The 15,819-nt window shown below is 70.5% G+C and carries 12 protein-coding genes; 6 read left to right on the forward strand and 6 right to left on the reverse strand.

The genetic code is table 11. From position 1 onward, the window contains the following. Window positions 1-77: 77 nt before the first annotated feature. The 3 genes from ACWDY5_RS31780 to ACWDY5_RS31790 all read left to right on the forward strand — a co-directional run bounded on the left by ACWDY5_RS31780 (window position 78) and on the right by ACWDY5_RS31790 (window position 5,742). The gene (locus tag ACWDY5_RS31780; protein WP_449725829.1) at window positions 78-2,978 is read left to right on the forward strand and encodes a glycosyl hydrolase; all 2,901 of its coding nucleotides are present in this window, start codon (window positions 78-80) and stop codon (window positions 2,976-2,978) included. A 184-nt stretch (window positions 2,979-3,162) separates the two neighbouring features. Then, complete coding sequence (locus tag ACWDY5_RS31785; RefSeq protein ID WP_449725830.1) at window positions 3,163-4,395, forward strand: alginate lyase family protein; 1,233 nt, start codon at window positions 3,163-3,165, stop codon at window positions 4,393-4,395. Between the two features lie 168 nt (window positions 4,396-4,563). Beyond that, on the forward strand, window positions 4,564-5,742 hold the full coding sequence (locus ACWDY5_RS31790) for a cytochrome P450 (RefSeq protein WP_449725831.1): 1,179 nt from the start codon (window positions 4,564-4,566) through the stop codon (window positions 5,740-5,742). Here ACWDY5_RS31790 and ACWDY5_RS31795 read toward each other — a convergent pair. From ACWDY5_RS31795 to ACWDY5_RS31815, 5 genes are read right to left on the reverse strand one after another with little or no spacing between them, the layout of a single operon-like run. Further along, window positions 5,732-9,217, reverse strand: a complete 3,486-nt coding sequence (locus ACWDY5_RS31795; protein ID WP_449725832.1) for a TM0106 family RecB-like putative nuclease — start codon at window positions 9,215-9,217, stop codon at window positions 5,732-5,734. The genes ACWDY5_RS31790 and ACWDY5_RS31795 overlap by 11 nt on opposite strands. 17 nt (window positions 9,218-9,234) lie before the next feature. Further along, the gene (locus ACWDY5_RS31800) at window positions 9,235-9,477 is read right to left on the reverse strand and encodes a hypothetical protein (protein ID WP_449725833.1); all 243 of its coding nucleotides are present in this window, start codon (window positions 9,475-9,477) and stop codon (window positions 9,235-9,237) included. Between the two features lie 34 nt (window positions 9,478-9,511). Beyond that, entirely contained in the window at window positions 9,512-10,549 is a 1,038-nt protein-coding gene (locus ACWDY5_RS31805; RefSeq protein WP_449725834.1) for an ABC transporter substrate-binding protein, read from the reverse strand. After that, window positions 10,546-11,328: an ABC transporter ATP-binding protein gene (locus ACWDY5_RS31810; RefSeq protein ID WP_449725835.1), complete on the reverse strand. Its 783-nt coding sequence runs from the start codon at window positions 11,326-11,328 to the stop codon at window positions 10,546-10,548. The genes ACWDY5_RS31805 and ACWDY5_RS31810 overlap by 4 nt, the downstream gene beginning before the upstream one ends. Further along, on the reverse strand, window positions 11,325-12,359 hold the full coding sequence (locus ACWDY5_RS31815; RefSeq protein WP_449725836.1) for a FecCD family ABC transporter permease: 1,035 nt from the start codon (window positions 12,357-12,359) through the stop codon (window positions 11,325-11,327). Before ACWDY5_RS31815 ends, ACWDY5_RS31810 begins: the two co-directional genes overlap by 4 nt. Before the next feature lie 342 nt (window positions 12,360-12,701). Here ACWDY5_RS31815 and ACWDY5_RS31820 point away from each other — a divergent pair, with 342 nt between their 5' ends. From ACWDY5_RS31820 to ACWDY5_RS31830, 3 genes are all read left to right on the forward strand, one after another. After that, window positions 12,702-13,628, forward strand: coding sequence for an AraC family transcriptional regulator N-terminal domain-containing protein (locus ACWDY5_RS31820; RefSeq protein WP_449725837.1), 927 nt, complete (start codon window positions 12,702-12,704; stop codon window positions 13,626-13,628). 118 nt (window positions 13,629-13,746) lie between these two features. Next, window positions 13,747-13,899 (forward strand): hypothetical protein, encoded by a 153-nt coding sequence (locus ACWDY5_RS31825; RefSeq protein WP_449725838.1) that lies wholly within the window; start codon window positions 13,747-13,749, stop codon window positions 13,897-13,899. A gap of 74 nt (window positions 13,900-13,973) precedes the next feature. Continuing rightward, window positions 13,974-15,002: an aldo/keto reductase gene (locus tag ACWDY5_RS31830; RefSeq protein ID WP_449725839.1), complete on the forward strand. Its 1,029-nt coding sequence runs from the start codon at window positions 13,974-13,976 to the stop codon at window positions 15,000-15,002. Between the two features lie 18 nt (window positions 15,003-15,020). On the opposite strand, the gene ACWDY5_RS31835 is transcribed toward ACWDY5_RS31830, so the two are convergent. Then, complete coding sequence (locus ACWDY5_RS31835; protein ID WP_449725840.1) at window positions 15,021-15,818, reverse strand: ArsR/SmtB family transcription factor; 798 nt, start codon at window positions 15,816-15,818, stop codon at window positions 15,021-15,023. Between the last annotated feature and the right edge of the window lies 1 nt (window position 15,819).

Genomic DNA, 15,819 nt, shown 5'->3' on the forward strand with positions numbered 1-15,819 from the left:
ATTCCCGAAACCCTGTTGAAACCGGTTTCAAGCTAGGCCACCCCCATCCCAGCCCTCCACCCCTGCTCGGAGGAAAGATGAGCCTGCTCAGTCGTGGGCTGGCCGCGGCCACCGCGGTCCTCACGCTTGGTGTGTCAGTCCCGCTGGCCGTCACGGCCGGCTCCGGCCAGGCCAGCGCCGAACCCATTGGCGCCGGCAGCTACACCACCACCCTGCCTGCCGGGGCCAAGCTGCCCACCGCCTGCGGGGAGATCCCGCGCAACCCGCGCCAGTACGTCACCGGCAACGCCCCTGCCGGCGCGGTGCCGACCAACGACTGGTGGTCCTCGCTGATCTTCAAGCGGAACGACTGCGCCTACTCCGACAACCTGATGGCGCACCCGTTCTCCTTCAACACCAGCGCGAACGGCCTCGGCGTGGACTACGCCACCAACGTCACCGTCAGCGGCACGGCCACCGGCGTCGGCGAGTACCACTACCCGTACTCCACCGACTTCACCCTCGGCGTGACCGGCCTGAACTCCCCGGATGTCAAGGTGGACGGCTGGACCGACTGGACGGTCAGCCCCTACTTCAGCGACGGCGCGCGCACCCTGCGCACCACCATCGGGCACGGCCTGCCCTTCGTCTACGCCAAGGTCACCGGCGGGGACGCGCGGCTGGGCTTCGGGGCCGCGCCGATGGTGTGGTCCCACAGCGGCGCGACCATCGGGTTCAGCGTGGACGGACACGACTACGTGGCCTACGCGCCGAGCGGGGCCAGCTGGAACGTGGGCGGCAACGCCATCACGTCCTCGTTGGCGGGCAAGGGATTCTTCTCCGTGGCGGTGCTGCCGACCACCCCGGCCAGCAGTGCCGCGGACCGGCAGGCGCTGCTGAGCTCCTACGGCCGCCACGCGCACGCCCACGTCACCGGCACCAGGGTCGAGTGGGCCTACGACCAGGCGGCCAGCACGGTGCGGGCCACCTACCGGCTGACCACCCAGGCCATGGAGGGCGGCCAGACCGGCGCGGTGGTCGCGCTGTACCCGCACCAGTGGCAGAACCTCAGCGGCTCGACGCCGATCGCGCAGACCTATGTCTCACCACGGGGTCAGCTGAGGACCCTGGTCGGGGCCTCGGCGTTCACCACCGCGATCCGCTACCACGGCGTGCTGCCCGAACTGCCCCAGGTCGGCATGACCGGCGGCGACCTGGCCACGCTGAACAGCTACCTCAACGAGGCAGGCGGCGGTGACCCGTTCGCCGGGTTCAACAACGACACCTACTGGACCGGCAAGGCGCTCGGCCGGGCGGCGCGGATGATCGAGATCGCCGACCAGGCAGGCAACCTGGCGGTGCGGGACAAGCTGATCGGCGCGGTCCGCACCCGGCTGACCGACTGGTTCACCGCGCCGAACGGCAAGCACGAGCGGGTCTTCTACTACGACCGCAACTGGGGCTCGCTGGTCGGCTTCCCGGCCTCCTTCGGCTCCGACACCGACCTCAACGACCACCACTTCCACTACGGCTACTACATCGCCGCCGCGGCCACCCTGGCCAAGTTCGACCCGGCCTGGGCCTCACCCAGCCAGTACGGCGGCATGGTCAACCTGCTCATCCGGGACGCCAACGGGTTCAACCGCAACGACTCCATGTTCCCGTTCCTGCGCGACTTCGACATCTACGCCGGGCACGACTGGGCGGCCGGGCACGGCGCGTTCTTCGCCGGGAACAACCAGGAGTCCAGCTCCGAGGGTATGAACTTCGCCAACGCGGTGATCCAGTGGGGCCTGGCCACCGGGGACACCGCGGCCCGCGATGCCGGGCTGTTCATGTACACCACCCAGGGCGAGGCGATCAAGGAGTACTGGTTCGACAACCGGGACACCAACTTCCCCAGCGCCTTCCAGCACTCCACGGTGGGCATGGTGTGGGGTGACGGCGGCGCGTACTCCACCTGGTTCAGCGCCGAGCCGGAGATGATCCAGGGCATCAACATGCTGCCGATCACCGGCGGTTCCCTGTACCTGGGCCATGATCCGGCCTACATCGACCGCAACCTGCGCGAGCTGGTGACCAACAACGGCGGCCCGCCGACGGTGTGGCGGGACATCATCTGGTCCTTCCAGGCACTGTCCACACCGGACACAGCGCTGGCCGAGTTCCGGGCCGGGAGCTACACCGTGGAGGAGGGTGAGAGCAAGGCCCGCACCTTCCAGTGGCTGCGCAACCTCAGCTCGCTCGGCCAGGTCGACCGCTCGGTCACCGCGAACCACCCGCTGCACGCGGTGTTCACCCGCAACGGCGCGAAGACCTACGTGGCCGCCAACACCGGCAACCAGCCGATCACGGTGACCTTCTCCAATGGCACCACGCTCACCGTCGGCGCGGGCAAGACCGCGACCACCGGCGCGATCACCTGGAGCGGCGGCAACGGCTCCGGCGGCCAGCCCACCTCGAGCAGCACGACCACCACCACGACGACCACCGGGCCGCCGCCGGTCAAGGCCAACCGGTTCTTCGTCAACAACCCCGGCGCGCTGTCGGCCGCCGAGTCCACCGGCGCGCGTACCGACACCATCGCCGGGGCCGGTGGCGGCAACCACGACGGCGCACCGCGCAACCCGCAGACCTACACCGCCTGCGGCCTTTCCGGCACGCACGACCCGGCCCGGCAGACCGGCTTCAGCCTGTACGTCGACTCCGGCACCAGCGTGGCCAACGCGGTGCAGGCGCGGGTCTCCTACGACTTCACCGGCTCCGGGAGTTATGGCCGGGTGGAGACCTACCGCTATTTCGCCACCGACCCGGTGACCGGGTGGGAGAACTACGCCGCGGGCGCACTGCATTCCAGTTCCGGGTCATTCGCCGAACTGCGCAATGGCTGTGTCCGGCTGGAGGTGTGGAGCGCGATCGGCACCGGCTCGACCTCGTTGCGGGTCAACGCTTCGGCGAGTCAGGGCCAGCAGTCCGTGCTGACAATTCCGTTCCAGTAAAGTGACGAATCATCCCTTGGTTCAGAACTGTGAAAATTCATGGTTGTGAACCAGGGGATGCCTCTTTTCAGGTGTTTGCGAATATCGGCGTATTGACCTCAGGTGGTCTGGACCACACCATCGTTTGCGTTCACCGCGCTTCACGCCGCGACGCGCAACCGGGTATCCATCCCTGAGGAGACCGATGACAACCCTGCATCGACGCGGGATCGTCCTCACCGCGCTCGCCGCCGCCACCGCCCTGTTCGCAGGCGCTTCGCCCACCTCCGCCGATCCGGCCCCCGCGCCGGCTGCCGCCCCTGCGCCGGCAGCCGCCGCGGCCCCGCCCACCTTCACCCATCCCGGGGTGTACGTGAGCCGGGGTCAGCTGGACTTCGTGCGCGGCAAGGTGCAGGCGGGCGCACAGCCATGGAAGGCAGCCTATGACCAGATGAACGGCCACGGCCTGGCCTCGTTGTCCCGCAACCCGAAACCGCGGGCGGTGGTGGAGTGCGGTCCGTACTCCAACCCCAACCTCGGCTGCACCGATGAGCGCCAGGACGCCATCGCCGCCTTCACCAACGCGCTGAACTGGTACATCACCAGGGACCAGCGCTATGCGAACAAGGCGATCCAGCTCATGGACGCCTGGTCGGCCACCATCAGGGACCACACCAACAGCAACGCCCCGTTGCAGACCGCGTGGGCCGGGGTGTCCTGGGCCAAGGCCGCGGAGATCATCCGGCACACCGGCGGCGGCTGGCCGGCTGACGGTGTCAACCGGTTCAGCGCCATGCTGCGCACCGTCTACCTGCCCAAGGTGATCAACGGGCACGCCACCAGCAACGGTAACTGGGAGCTCACCATGATGGAGGCCGCGATCGGCATCGCGGTGTTCCTGGAGGACCGCGGGGCCTACGACCGCGCGGTGACCAAGTTCCGCCAGCGGGTGCCCGCCTTCCTCTACGTCAGCAGTGACGGCGCCTACGCCAAGGGCCCGGCAGGCAGCGGCATCGACACCCGCGAGGAGATCGTGCGGTACTGGCACAACCAGAACACCTTCGTGGACGGGCTGAGCCAGGAGACCTGCCGCGACTTCACCCACACCGGCTACGGCCTGGCCAGCATCGCCAACTTCGCCGAGACCACCCGGCACCAGGGCCAGGACCTCTACCCGGAGATCGGTGACCGGCTGCGGCACGCGCTGGGCTTGCACGCCAAGTACGAGCTGGGCGAACCCGCGCCGGGCTGGCTGTGCGGCGGCGCCATCAAGCGCGGCCTCGGCCCGGTCTCCGAGGTCGGCTACAACGCGCTGGCCAACCGGATGGGCCACAGCATGGCCAACACCCAGCGCCTGGTGGAGTCCCGGCGCCCGCACGGCACGAACATCCTCTTCGTCGCCTGGCAAACCCTCACCCACGCCAACAACCCGGCCTGAGCCGGCTTCCGCGCGCCCGGCCCTCCGCCGAGGGCCGGGCGCGCGGGGCTTGGCAACCAACGGAGTTGGCGGGAACTCGGCACAACACTCGGGAAAATCGGGCATCGCCGTCGATAACGTGAGCATCAATCGAGCGAAGCTGGTCCGCCAACCAGGAGGAATGCCGGAGTGAGCACCGCACCCGAGGTCGAGGAACTACCCCTGCTGCGTTGTCAGCGACCCGTGGTGGGCAGACTGGACCCGCTCCTGCGCGAGCTGCAGTCCCGCGCGCCGGTGCTCAAGGTGCGCACCAGGACCGGTGACCAGGCCTGGCTGGTGACCCGCTACGCCGAGCTGAAGCAGCTGCTGGTCGAGGGCAGGATGGAGAACGCGCACCCGGATCCGGCGAACCGGGCCCGCTACCTGGACAGTCCGGTGTTCGACTACAACCTGCTCGGCACCGACTTCGACGAGGCCCGCGCGCAGCACCGCGAGTTCCGCGCCGCGCTCACCCCGCTGTTCGCCGCGCGGCGGATGGCCGTGCTGCGGGAGAGCATCCGGGACCGGGTGCACCGCCTGCTGGACGGGCTGCTGGCCAAGGGCCCGGATGCCGACCTGCACAACGACTTCTCGCTGCCGCTGTCCCACGGGGTGCTCTGCGACCTGCACGGCGTGCCCGATGAGCGGACCTTCATCAGCATGTTGACCGGCATGGACGATCCGGCCAAGGTCGGCGAGGTGTTCGCCTACCTGGCCGAGGCCGTGGTGTGGCGGCAGGCCAACCCAGGGCAGGACGTGATCACCGAGCTGTCCGCGGCCGGGGTCCCGGTGGAGCAGATCGCCGGGCTGATCGCCACCATCAGCTTCCCGTTCCTGGTCACCCCCGGTGTGCAGAGCGTGGGCACCGCGCTGTTCGCGGCCCACCCCGGGCAGCGGGACCTGCTGGCGCGCGAGCCAGGGCTGATCGACAGCGCGGTGGACGAGGTGCTGCGCATGGGTCAGGTGGAGGAGTCGGTGATGCCGCGCTACGCCGCGGAGGAGATCACCATCGGCGGGGTCACCATCGGCTACGGCGACCTGGTGCTGTGCGACCACTACTCGGCCAACTACGACGAGCTGGTCTTCCCCGACCCGGAGCGCTTCGACATCACCCGCGCGCCCAACCCGCACCTGGCCTTCAGCCACGGCATCAGCCACTGCATCGGCGCGCCGCTGGCCAAGATCCAGCTGGCCGAGGTGTTCAGCGCGCTGGTGACCCGGCTGCCGGGGCTGGCGCTGACCGTGCCGGTGGATCAGATCCCGATGAGCATGGACCCGGACGCGGTGAAGCTCGGCGGCGGCATCGCCGCGCTGCCGGTCACCTGGTAGGCCAGGGGCGGGCTTCGGCGAGCAGGCCGAGCATCCCGGCCAGCAGCCGCATGTGCTCCACGTTGCGGATGTCGGCCTCCACCAGCCGCGGCGAGCAGATCAGCACGGCAAGGGCCTGCGCGCGGGACAGTGCGACGTTCAACCGGTTGCGGGAGAGCAGGAAGTCCAGGCCCCGGGGCAGGTCGCTGGCCGCCGAGCTGGTCATGGTGGCCAGCACCACCGGGGCCTCCTGGCCCTGGAACTTGTCCACCGTGCCCACCCGCACCTCCGGGTAGCCCGCGCGTTCCAGCGCGCGGCGCACCACCCGGACCTGGAGGTTGTACGGGGCCACCACCAGGATGTCGGACTGCGCCAGTGGGCGGGTCCGCTCGCCGTCGGTCCAGGTGCGGCCGATCAGCTCGCGGGTCAGCTCGACGATGACCGCGGCTTCCTCCGGCGAGGAGGCCAGGTTGTGCCGGTGGTCGACCTGGTACAGGCACAGTCCCGTTGGCACACCGTCGATCCCGCGTCCGGCGGCGGTGGGGTGGGCGTGCAGCAGCCCGGCGTAGGACAGGTTGGAGATGGGGCGGCAGACCGAGGGGTGCATGCGGCGGGACTGGTCCAGGAAGTAGCCCAGCTCCGGCGGCATCACGTCGGCCGCGCCGATCAGGTGGCCCAGCGCGGAGGCGTCCGCACCGGCCGGGTGGGTGCCCTGCACGACCTGGGGCAGCTGCTGCGGATCGCCCAGCAGCACCAGGTTCTTCGTGCACAGCGAGACCGCGAGGGCGTCGGCGAGGGCGAACTGGCCGGCCTCGTCGATGATCAGCACGTCGAAGGGCTGGGCGCGGAGCGCGGCGTTGGCGAAGGTCCACGCGGTGCCGCCGACCAGGTGCCCGCCGCCCTGCTCCGCGCGCCAGCGGGCCAGGTCGTTGTTGGACTTGGGCTGCTCCCACACGCAGTCCGGCTCGGGGTTCTTCTTGGGGCGCTTGGCCATCGGCAGCGGCACGCCAGTCGCGCGCGCGGCCTCGTGCGCGGCGCTGAGCACGTTCTCCACCGCTTTGTGGCTGTTGGAGGTCACCCCGACACTGCGCCCGTTCGCGACCAGGTGCGCGATCAGCCTGCCCGCGAGGTAGGTCTTGCCCGCGCCGGGCGGTCCCTGCACGGCCAGGGTGGAGCCGTCGAGGGCGTCCACCGCGGCGATCACGGTGGCCACCAGGTCGCCGCCGAAGTCCTGCGGGCCGGGCAGGTCCCGGCCCCCGCGGAGCCGGGGGCGGCGGCGCAGCAGGTCGATGCCGGGGTGCGCGGGCAGCACGGGCAGCGCGTCCACCGTGATCCGGGCCAGGTCGGCCACGGCCTCGTCCTTGGGGCTGGGCCGCACCGGACTGCCGGGCAGCACCGCGGCCGGGCGGCCGTCACAACCGTCCAGCTCAGCGGGTTTGGCGCTCTCCTGCACGGTGAGGCCGTCCGCGCCCGCGTCCACGACCAGCGCGTCCCTGGTCCGCTGGCCGGGGTAGAGCAGGCGCACGGTGTCGCCGGGCGCGAAGGGGTGCGGCCGGTCCGGATCGCAGTGCAGCCGAACATCGCGCTTGGCGTTGCGCACCCGCCCCGACGGCGCGGTCCAGTCCTGTGTGGACACTGACACCGGCACCGCGCAGGTGTTGTCCGACTCCAGGTCGGTCAGGGGCGCGGTGACCTGGCGGAAGAACTCCCACCAGGCCGGGTTGGTCTCCCGCCGGTGGTAGCCGACCGAGGCGGCCAGCAGCGCGCGGGTGCGGTGCTCGGCGGTGAAGGCGGCCGGGTTCTCCGGCAGGCCCTCCAGCAGTGGGTCGACCAGGGCGGCGATCTTGGCGGCCCGCTCGGCCCTGCGCTGCGCGGCCAGCTCGTCGGCCGCGGAGTCGATGGCAGCGTCCACAGTGGACGGATCGACCGGTGGCGCGGGCTCGATCCCCGCCTCGGCGCGGATGTCGAGCAGGAAGCGGTAGAGGCGGTGGGTGGAGACGCAGTCGTACTCGTTGTAGTCGGCGATCCCGCGCAGCACCTCGGCGGCGCGCTCGGTGTCGCCGACCTCGGCGAGGGTGAGGTAGTCCTCGTAGGCCTCGATGCTGGAGACCGCGTTCTGCACCTCGCCGGCCCTGGACTCCGGCATGTACAGCGGTTCCAGGTACTTGATCGAGTAGGACCGCTGGGAGACCCGGAGTCCCTTGCGCACCACGGTGTACAGGTCGATGAGCACCCCGCCGCGCAGCAGCGTGTCCACCTCCTCCTCGCGGGTGCCGTGCAGCGCGGCCAGCCGCTTGAGCGCATTGGTCTCATAGGGCGCGTAGTGGTAGACGTGCAGGTCCGGGTGCTCGGCGAGCCGGTCGGTGACGAAGTCCACGAAGGACTCGAACGCCCGTTTCTCCTGCACCCGGCTGTGCGCCCAGAACGGGGTGAACTCCTCGCCACCGGCGGGGGAGAGGGTGACCGCGCCGAAGAGGTACTCCAGGCCGTCGGAGTCCAGTGCGAACGGGTCGCCCTCCATGTCGAAGAACACGTCGCCGGGGCTGGGCTGCGGCAGCGCGGCCAGCTCCTCGGGGGCGAGGATCTCGTAGGAGACCTTGCCGACCGGGTCCTCTGGCGTGCGGGTGAGGTCCTGCTGCACCTGGAGGGTGGCCTGGGCGCGCAGGCCGGTGAAGGTGGCCACGGACAGGGTGGGCGGGCGTTCGTTCTCGGTGGCCGCGGCCAGCGCCTCGATGGTGGTCAGCCCGGCGGCGGCCAGCTTGCGGCGCTGGTCGGTGCGCATCCCGGCGACCAGGGACAGGTCGCGGGCGGTGGCGCGGCCGGTGGCGCAGTGCTTGCTGAAGCGGCAGGTGGCGCAGGCCGGGCGCTCGTCGTCCCACAGGCGTTGCGGCAGCTCGGCCGGTGCGGTGAGCTGGCCGCGCAGGCGACCGCGGAGGTGCGCCAGCAGCGGCAGGAACTCCTGCACGCGCAGGGAGTGCGCGCTGCCGTCGCCGAGCAGCAGGTGCATCAGTGGGCCCGCGGTGAACCCGGTCCTGGTCAGCGCGTCGGCGTAGGCGGTCAGCTGGAGCACCGCGGACGGGCGGGCGTGCCGGGCGAGCTTGGTGTCGTGCGGCTCGTAACCGCCCTCGGTGGCGATGAGGAAGTCGGCGCGGCCGGAGAACTCGCCGTCGTAGAACACGCCCTGGTAGACCACCGGGACCCCGGCGGCCAGCGCGGCCCTGGTGCGCTCGGCGGCCGCGGCCAGCGCGTCCGGGTGCGGGGCCGGGGTGTCGATCTCGACCACCCCGGCCCCGTGCCGCTGCTTGAGCCGCTCCAGCACGGCCTGCTCGTGCGCGAGACCGTGCTTGGCCACCAGCGCCGCCGACCCGCGTTCCGGGACGGGTGCGCCGGGCAGGCCGAGCGCCACTGCCTGGTTGAGCCTGCTGCGGTGCCCGCACTCCATCAGGTCGACCAGGTCGGTCGGGGAGTGGACGAGCCCGTGTTCGGTCCGCAGCATCCGGTCAGTCTGCCAAGTCAGGGCTTGGCGTCACCGCCCGGCTTGCCGTCCTTGTCCAGGAAACCTTCCACCTTGGTGCTGACGTTCTCGATCTTGTCGTGGTACTTGCCGCCGGTGACCTTGTCGATTCCGCCTGCCGCGGCGTCGACACCCTTGGCGGCCAGCTCGCGCGCCTTGTCCCCCGCGGGGCCCTGCGCCAGCTCGGCCGCCTTTTCCTTGGCCTGCGCCGCCAGCTCTTTCGCCTTGTCCAGGAAGCTCATGCCGACCATGGTGCCACCGGTGCGGCGGACCTGCTCAGTTCGCGACCCGGTCGTCAGACTTCGGAGTGACGCCCGAGGCCGGGACCAGTCCCCAGCCTTCCAGCGCCTTGCGCACCTGTTCGGCGGCGTCGATGTTGAGCGGCCCCGAGGTCCACAGCGCGTAGGGCAGGTTGAGGAACCGGTTCTCCCGCACCGCGGGCAGCTCGTTGATCCCGGCCCGTGCCTTGAGCAGCGCGACCTTGTCCGCGTAGCGCTGCGGCGGGTAGTCCACGAACAGGAAGGCCTCCGGTTTGGCCGCGGCCACCCGCTCCCAGGAGACCTTGGTCCAGGTGTCGTCCACATCGGAGAGCGCGTTGCGCGCCCCGGCGGCTCCGATGATCGCCTCGGGCGCGCCGAAGCGGCCGCTGGAGTAGACGCTGTCGGTGCCGGAGTCGAACAGGAACACCGTGGGCGGGGTGGCCGGTTTCGGAGCCTCGCGCAGGGTTTTCAGCCGGGTGTCCAGGTCCGCGGTGACCTGGTCCGCCTCGGCGGTGCGGCCGGTGATCTTGCCCAGGTTGCCCAGGTCCTCGCGCAGGGCCTGCCAGGGTTCGACCACGCCGCGGGCGGCCTTGCCGTCGGACTGGCGGCAGCTCTCGGTGAGCACGTAGGCGGCCACGTTCTGCTGGCGCAGGGTGGCCGGGGTGAGCTGCTTGTCCTCGGCGTAGCCGTAGCTCCAGCCGGCCACCATCACGTCCGGGCGCTGGGCCAGCACGGTTTCCCGGGACGGGTACTCCGGGGCGACCGAGTTGAGCTTGTCCACCACCTCGCCGTAGTGCCGTTTGAGGGTGGCCGCGTCGCGCTGGACGCTGGACACGGCGGCGATCTGGTCCTGCGCGCGCAGGGCCAGGGTGAGCGCGATCAGGTTGCCGTCGTTGACGAACAGCCGCTTGGCCGGGGCCGGGAAGCTGACCTGGCTGCCGCAGTTGGTGACGGTGACCGAGCTCGCGCTGGGCTGCGCGGCCGGTCCGCTGCCGCAGGCGGGCAGGGCGAGCAGCGCGACCGCGCCGATCAGCAGGGGCAGGGGACGGCTCATGGGCGCTCCAGGGTCGGGGTGAACAGCAGGTGCGGGCGGCCGGTGTCCGGGTGGGTGACCCGGGTGGCCCGGACGCCGAAGACCTCGCGCACCAGCTCCGGGGTCAGGGCTTGTTCGGGTGGCGCGGCGGGGCGGGCGTGGCCGTTGTGCAGCACGACGACCCGGTCGCAGACGTCGGCGGCCAGGTTGAGGTCGTGCAACGCGAGCAGCACGGTCCGCTCCAGTGCGCGCACCAGGTCGAGCAGCTGGAGCTGGTGGCGGATGTCGAGGTGGTTGGTGGGTTCGTCGAGCACCAGCAGCGGCGCGTCCTGGGCGATCCCCCTGGCCAGCAGGACGCGCCGCCGTTCGCCGCCGGAGAGCTGTTCCACCGGTCGGTCGATGGCGTCCGCTAAGTCCACTGTGGACAGTGCTGTGCGGACTGTGTCGAGCTCGCGCCGGTCGCCGCCGGACCAGGGGGCGCGGTGCGGGGTGAGGCCGAGGGCGACGAGTTCGCCGACCAGGAGGTCAGCAGGCAGCTCTTCTTCCTGGCCGACCACGGCGATGCGCAGGGCGCGTTGTCGTGCGGAGAGTGCGGACAGCGGCTGGTCGTCGAGCAGGACCTGCCCGGCTGCGGGTGGGCGGATTCCGGCCAGCACGCGGAGCAGGGTGGACTTGCCGCTGCCGTTGGGGCCGACGAAGCCGAGCACCTCGCCGGGCCGGACGGCGAGCTCGACCGCGCGCAGGATGGTGCGGCCGCCGATCGCGCAGTCCAGGCCGGTGGCGCGCAGGGTCGCGGTCATCCGGCGCTCCCGAAGCGGTAGCGGCGGCGGCCCAGCAGGAGCAGGAACACCGGTGCGCCGACGAGTCCGGTGACCACGCTGAGCGGCACCTCCACCGGCCGGACCAGCACCCGGGCGGCCATGTCCACGCAGAGCAGGAACAGCGCCCCGGTCAGCGCGGCCACCGGCAGCATCGCCCGGTGCCGCGCGCCGACCAGCAGCCGGGCGATGTGCGGGATCACCAGTCCGACGAACCCGATCCCGCCGGAGATCGCCACCAGCACCCCGACCAGCACCGCCAGTCCGACGAAGAGCGCGTTGCGCAGGAAGCGCACCGGAACCCCCAGGGCCGCGGCGGTGTCCGGTCCGATGGCCAGGGCGTCCAGCCAGCCGCTGCCCGCGAGCAGCAGGCCGCCCAGCAGCAGCACGGTGGCCAGTGGCAGCCCGAGCCGGTCCCAGTCCGCGCCCGCCAGGCTGCCCAGCAGCCAGAACAGCACCGACTCGGCCGCGCGGGCGTCCGCGCTGCGGAAGACGAGATAGCTGGCGACCGCGGAGAACGCCGAGCCCAGCACCGTCCCGGTGAGCACCAGCCGCAGCGGGGTCAGCCCGCCCTGGGCCACCGCGATCGCGAACACCAGCGCCGCCGCGCCGAACGCGCCGAGCAGCGCACCAGCCGACAGCGCCCAGATCCCCGTGCCCGCGAACAGGCCGGTGGTGATCACCGCGGTCGCGCCGACGCTCGCGCCGGAGGAGACGCCGAGCAGGTACGGGTCGGCCAGCGGGTTGCGGACCAGGGTCTGGATCGCCGCGCCCGCGATGGCCAGTCCCGCGCCGACCACCAGGGCGAGCAAGGTCCGGGGCAGGCGCAGGTGCCAGACGATGGTGTCGAAGGTGAGGTCGGGTCCGGGGGAGCCGGTGAGGCGGGCGGCGAGGACGTCGAGCACGGCGGGGAGGGGCAGCTGCTCAGCGCCGACCGAGGTGGAGAAGGCGGTCGTGAGCAGCGTCAACAGCGCCAGCACCAGTAAGACGGGGCCGGTCCTGGAACGACGCACGCGGTGAAACCTCCCCGGGCTGACGCGGCCCGCTAGGTGGCGGTGTGGACGGCACGGGGTCTGGCTTCACAGTGGCGCGACCGCTCCGAACAGGTCGGATTCCCGTTGCCGTCGACGAGGCGTGCGCATCGTAGGCACAGCTCCGGCGACGATCAAACTTTTTGCTCGGTAGCTCTGATGACTTCAGTGACGAGTGAAAGTAGTTTGAGTGGAGACGGGCAAAACGAAAGCGCCTGGATGGAGCGGAGAATGGGTTGATCAGGTCGATGTTAATGTCCGCGGCGTGAGCGTTTCGCGAATTCGGGTTGCCGTGGTGGCCGTGGCCGCGCGGGGCAACGACCTGTGGATCTAGCGCTGAAGGCCGTTGTCGAGGAGTTCCGCGAACTGCTGGCACGGCACGTCCGGCCGGACGGGACCACCGCGATCGAGGGCGTCCGGATCTGTCAGGCCGAGCGGAGCGGCGCGCCGCAGACCGGGATGTCCGGCACGGTGCTCGCCGTGGTCGCGCAAGGGACGAAGCGACTGGCCCTGGGTGAGCGGATCTACGAGTACGGCGTGGGCCAGTACCTGATCGCCTCGGTTGATCTTCCGGTGACGGGGCACTTCCTCGGCGAGACGCCCGGCAGCCCCTCGCTCGGCTTCGGCATGACCCTCGAACCCGCCGAGATCGCCGAACTGCTGCTCACCGGCGGGCCGGTGGAGTCGCCGCCGCACGCGGGAATCGTCCGGCCGGGCATCGCGGTGAGCGACGCGCCGGCCGAGCTGATGGAAGCGATCGTGCGGTTGCTGCGGTTGCTGGGCCAGCCCCGGGACCGGGCGGCGCTGGCCCCGCTGGTCAAACGCGAGATCCTGTGGCGCCTGCTCACCGGTGACCAGGGTGACGCGGTCCGCCAGCTCGGTCTCGCCGACAGCCGGTTGTCGCACATCCGGCGCGCGGTCCGCTGGATCCGGGAGAACTACACCCGGCCGTTCCGCGTGGAGGAGGTGGCCCAGCTCGCGGGGATGAGCGTGTCCGCGTTCCACCGGAACTTCCAGGAGCTGACCGCGATGACACCCATCCAGTTCCAGAAGCACATCCGGCTGCAGGAGGCGCGGCTGCTGCTGGCGCAGCGCCCCAAGGACGTCACCGCGGTGAGCTACCGGGTCGGTTATCAGAACCCCTCCCAGTTCAGCCGGGAGTACCGGCGTCAGTTCGGCGCGCCGCCCAGTGTCGACGCGGTGCGGCTGCGGGAAGCGCGGATTCCCGGGTCGGTCGAAGCGCTGCCGTGACGATGCCCTGCCGCGGTCGGCAGCATTGTGCAAGTACCCAAGAGGATCTCGCTGGCCGTCCGGCCGAAGCGTTGGTGTGCTGGAAGTACCAGCCCAGAACGCTACGGAGACAACGGCCATGCAGGCTGAAACCAAGCAGGAGACCCAGGAGAACGGCGGCTACGACCTCGCCGAGGCCACCCGTCGACGTGTGATCACCGAGGTGCTGGCGCTGCGGAACCGGCGCGAACTGGGCACCCAGCACGCCGGTCCCCAGGACCTCGGCCGGTAGCCGGCGCGGAGTCCGTTGGTGGAGATCGTGTTCGACGACGAGCGACTGCGCGGCCACCGCGCACAAGGAGAAGCATGAAGTACCGCACGCTGGGCCGGACCGGAATCCAGGTCAGCCCCTACTGCCTGGGCGCGATGATGTTCGGGTCCATGGGAAATCCCGACCACGAGGAGTCGATCCGGATCATTCACAAGGCGCTGGACGCCGGGATCAACTTCGTCGACACCGCTGACGCGTACTCCCTCGGCGAATCCGAGGAGATCGTCGGCAAGGCGCTCAAGGGCCGCCGGGAGAACGTCGTGCTCGCCAGTAAGGCGCACCTGCCGATGAGCGCCGATCCCAACCACCGGGGAAACTCTCGGCGCTGGCTCACGATCGCGGTCGAGAACTCCCTGCGACGCCTGGGGACCGACCACCTGGACCTGTACCAGATCCACCGCCCCGACCCGACGACCGACATCGAGGAGACGCTGTCGGCGCTGTCGGACCTGGTGCGCAGCGGCAAGGTCCGCGCCATCGGCACGTCCTCCTTCCTCGCCTCGGACATCGTGGAGGCGCAGTGGGTTGCCGAACGCCGTGGGCTGGAGCGGTTCCGGACCGAGCAGCCGCCGTACTCAATCATCAACCGCGGTATCGAGCGCGAGGTGCTGCCGGTGTGCCTTCGGTACGGCATGGGAACCCTGGTCTGGAGCCCGTTGGCGCAGGGTCTGCTCACCGGCCGGTTCCGCAAGGGTCAGCAGTCGGGCACTCACCGCTCCGGCCTGATGCCGCACCACTTCGACGTCGACCGCAAGCTTGAGGTCGTCGAGCAGCTGATCCCGCTCGCCGAACAGGCGGGTCTGCCGATGACCCACCTCGCGATGGCGTTCGCGATCGCCCATCCCGGCGTGACCTCGGCGATCATCGGGCCGCGCACGATGGAGCAGCTGGAGGACCTGTTGGCCGGGGCCGAGGTGGTCCTGGAGGAGGAGATCCTGGACCGGATTGACGAGATCGCGCCGCCCGGCACGGATGCCGGGCCGAACGAGGTCGCCTACTCGCCGCCCGCGGTCACGACCGTGGGCCTGCGTCGCCGACCGGCGGCCGAGCGGTCGGCCGCCTGACCGGTCACGGGGATCTGCTCAGGCGTTCGCGGTCTTCGGTTCCGGCAGGACCTTGCCGGTCTCCAACAGCGTCTTGAGGCTGGCGATGATGGGGATCCAGCCTTCGCTGATCATGCCGCGCAGCACCGAGTCCGGGGCGAAGCCGTCGTGCGTGACGGTCAGTTTGACCAGCTCGCCGAGGGGTTCGAGGTCGAAGGTGGCCTTGGAGCGGGGTTCGGCGGCGAGCTTGGCGACCAGGTCTTCGTCCAGGCCGACGCTGGTGCCGAAGTCCGGGGTCAAGGTGTGCCAGGTGTAGGACAGGCGGGTGTGCGGGGTGGCTTCCAGCACCACCTGGTCGGGGTCGGTGTGGGTCCAGGTGCCTTGGGTCCAGGTGATGGTGGAGCCGGGTTTCCAGTCCGATGCCAGCTCCGCGCCCCAGTACTGCTTGGTGAACTCGGGGGTGGTGAGGGCGGTCCAGAGGCGTTCGGGGGTGGTGTGGATGTAGGTGGTGTAGACGAAGGGGTTCATGGGGGTGTGCTCCAATGCGGTTTTCAGGTTGGCCAGTGCTTGCACGCGGTGCCGGTGGTAATGGGTTATCCAGCGGTCGGCGATGGCGTTGATGGGTTCGGCGTTGAGGTAGTGCAGTTTTTCCCGCCCGCGCCAGGTGGTGGTGATGAGGTGCGCTTCTTCCAGAATGGCCAGGTGTTTGCTGACTGACTGGCGGGCCATGTCCAGTTCGGCGCAAAGTTCCCGGAGGGTCTGGCCGTTGTGGTTGTTCAGGCTGTCCAGTAGTCGGCGGCGGCTGGGGTCGGCCAGCGCTTTGAACACCTCGTCCATG

Source organism: Crossiella sp. NPDC003009 (assembly GCF_053591555.1).

Excerpts from the sequence above, each read along its gene's own strand:
- ACWDY5_RS31835 (WP_449725840.1), bottom strand. The coding sequence starts at position 15,818 with ATGGACGAGGTGTTCAAAGCGCTGGCCGACCCCAGCCGCCGCCGACTA.
- ACWDY5_RS31810 (WP_449725835.1), bottom strand. The coding sequence starts at position 11,328 with ATGACCGCGACCCTGCGCGCCACCGGCCTGGACTGCGCGATCGGCGGC.
- ACWDY5_RS31800 (WP_449725833.1), bottom strand. The coding sequence starts at position 9,477 with ATGAGCTTCCTGGACAAGGCGAAAGAGCTGGCGGCGCAGGCCAAGGAA.
- ACWDY5_RS31795 (WP_449725832.1), bottom strand. The coding sequence starts at position 9,217 with ATGCTGCGGACCGAACACGGGCTCGTCCACTCCCCGACCGACCTGGTC.
- ACWDY5_RS31785 (WP_449725830.1), top strand. The coding sequence starts at position 3,163 with ATGACAACCCTGCATCGACGCGGGATCGTCCTCACCGCGCTCGCCGCC.
- ACWDY5_RS31830 (WP_449725839.1), top strand. The coding sequence starts at position 13,974 with ATGAAGTACCGCACGCTGGGCCGGACCGGAATCCAGGTCAGCCCCTAC.
- ACWDY5_RS31780 (WP_449725829.1), top strand. The coding sequence starts at position 78 with ATGAGCCTGCTCAGTCGTGGGCTGGCCGCGGCCACCGCGGTCCTCACG.
- ACWDY5_RS31825 (WP_449725838.1), top strand. The coding sequence starts at position 13,747 with ATGCAGGCTGAAACCAAGCAGGAGACCCAGGAGAACGGCGGCTACGAC.
- ACWDY5_RS31805 (WP_449725834.1), bottom strand. The coding sequence starts at position 10,549 with ATGAGCCGTCCCCTGCCCCTGCTGATCGGCGCGGTCGCGCTGCTCGCC.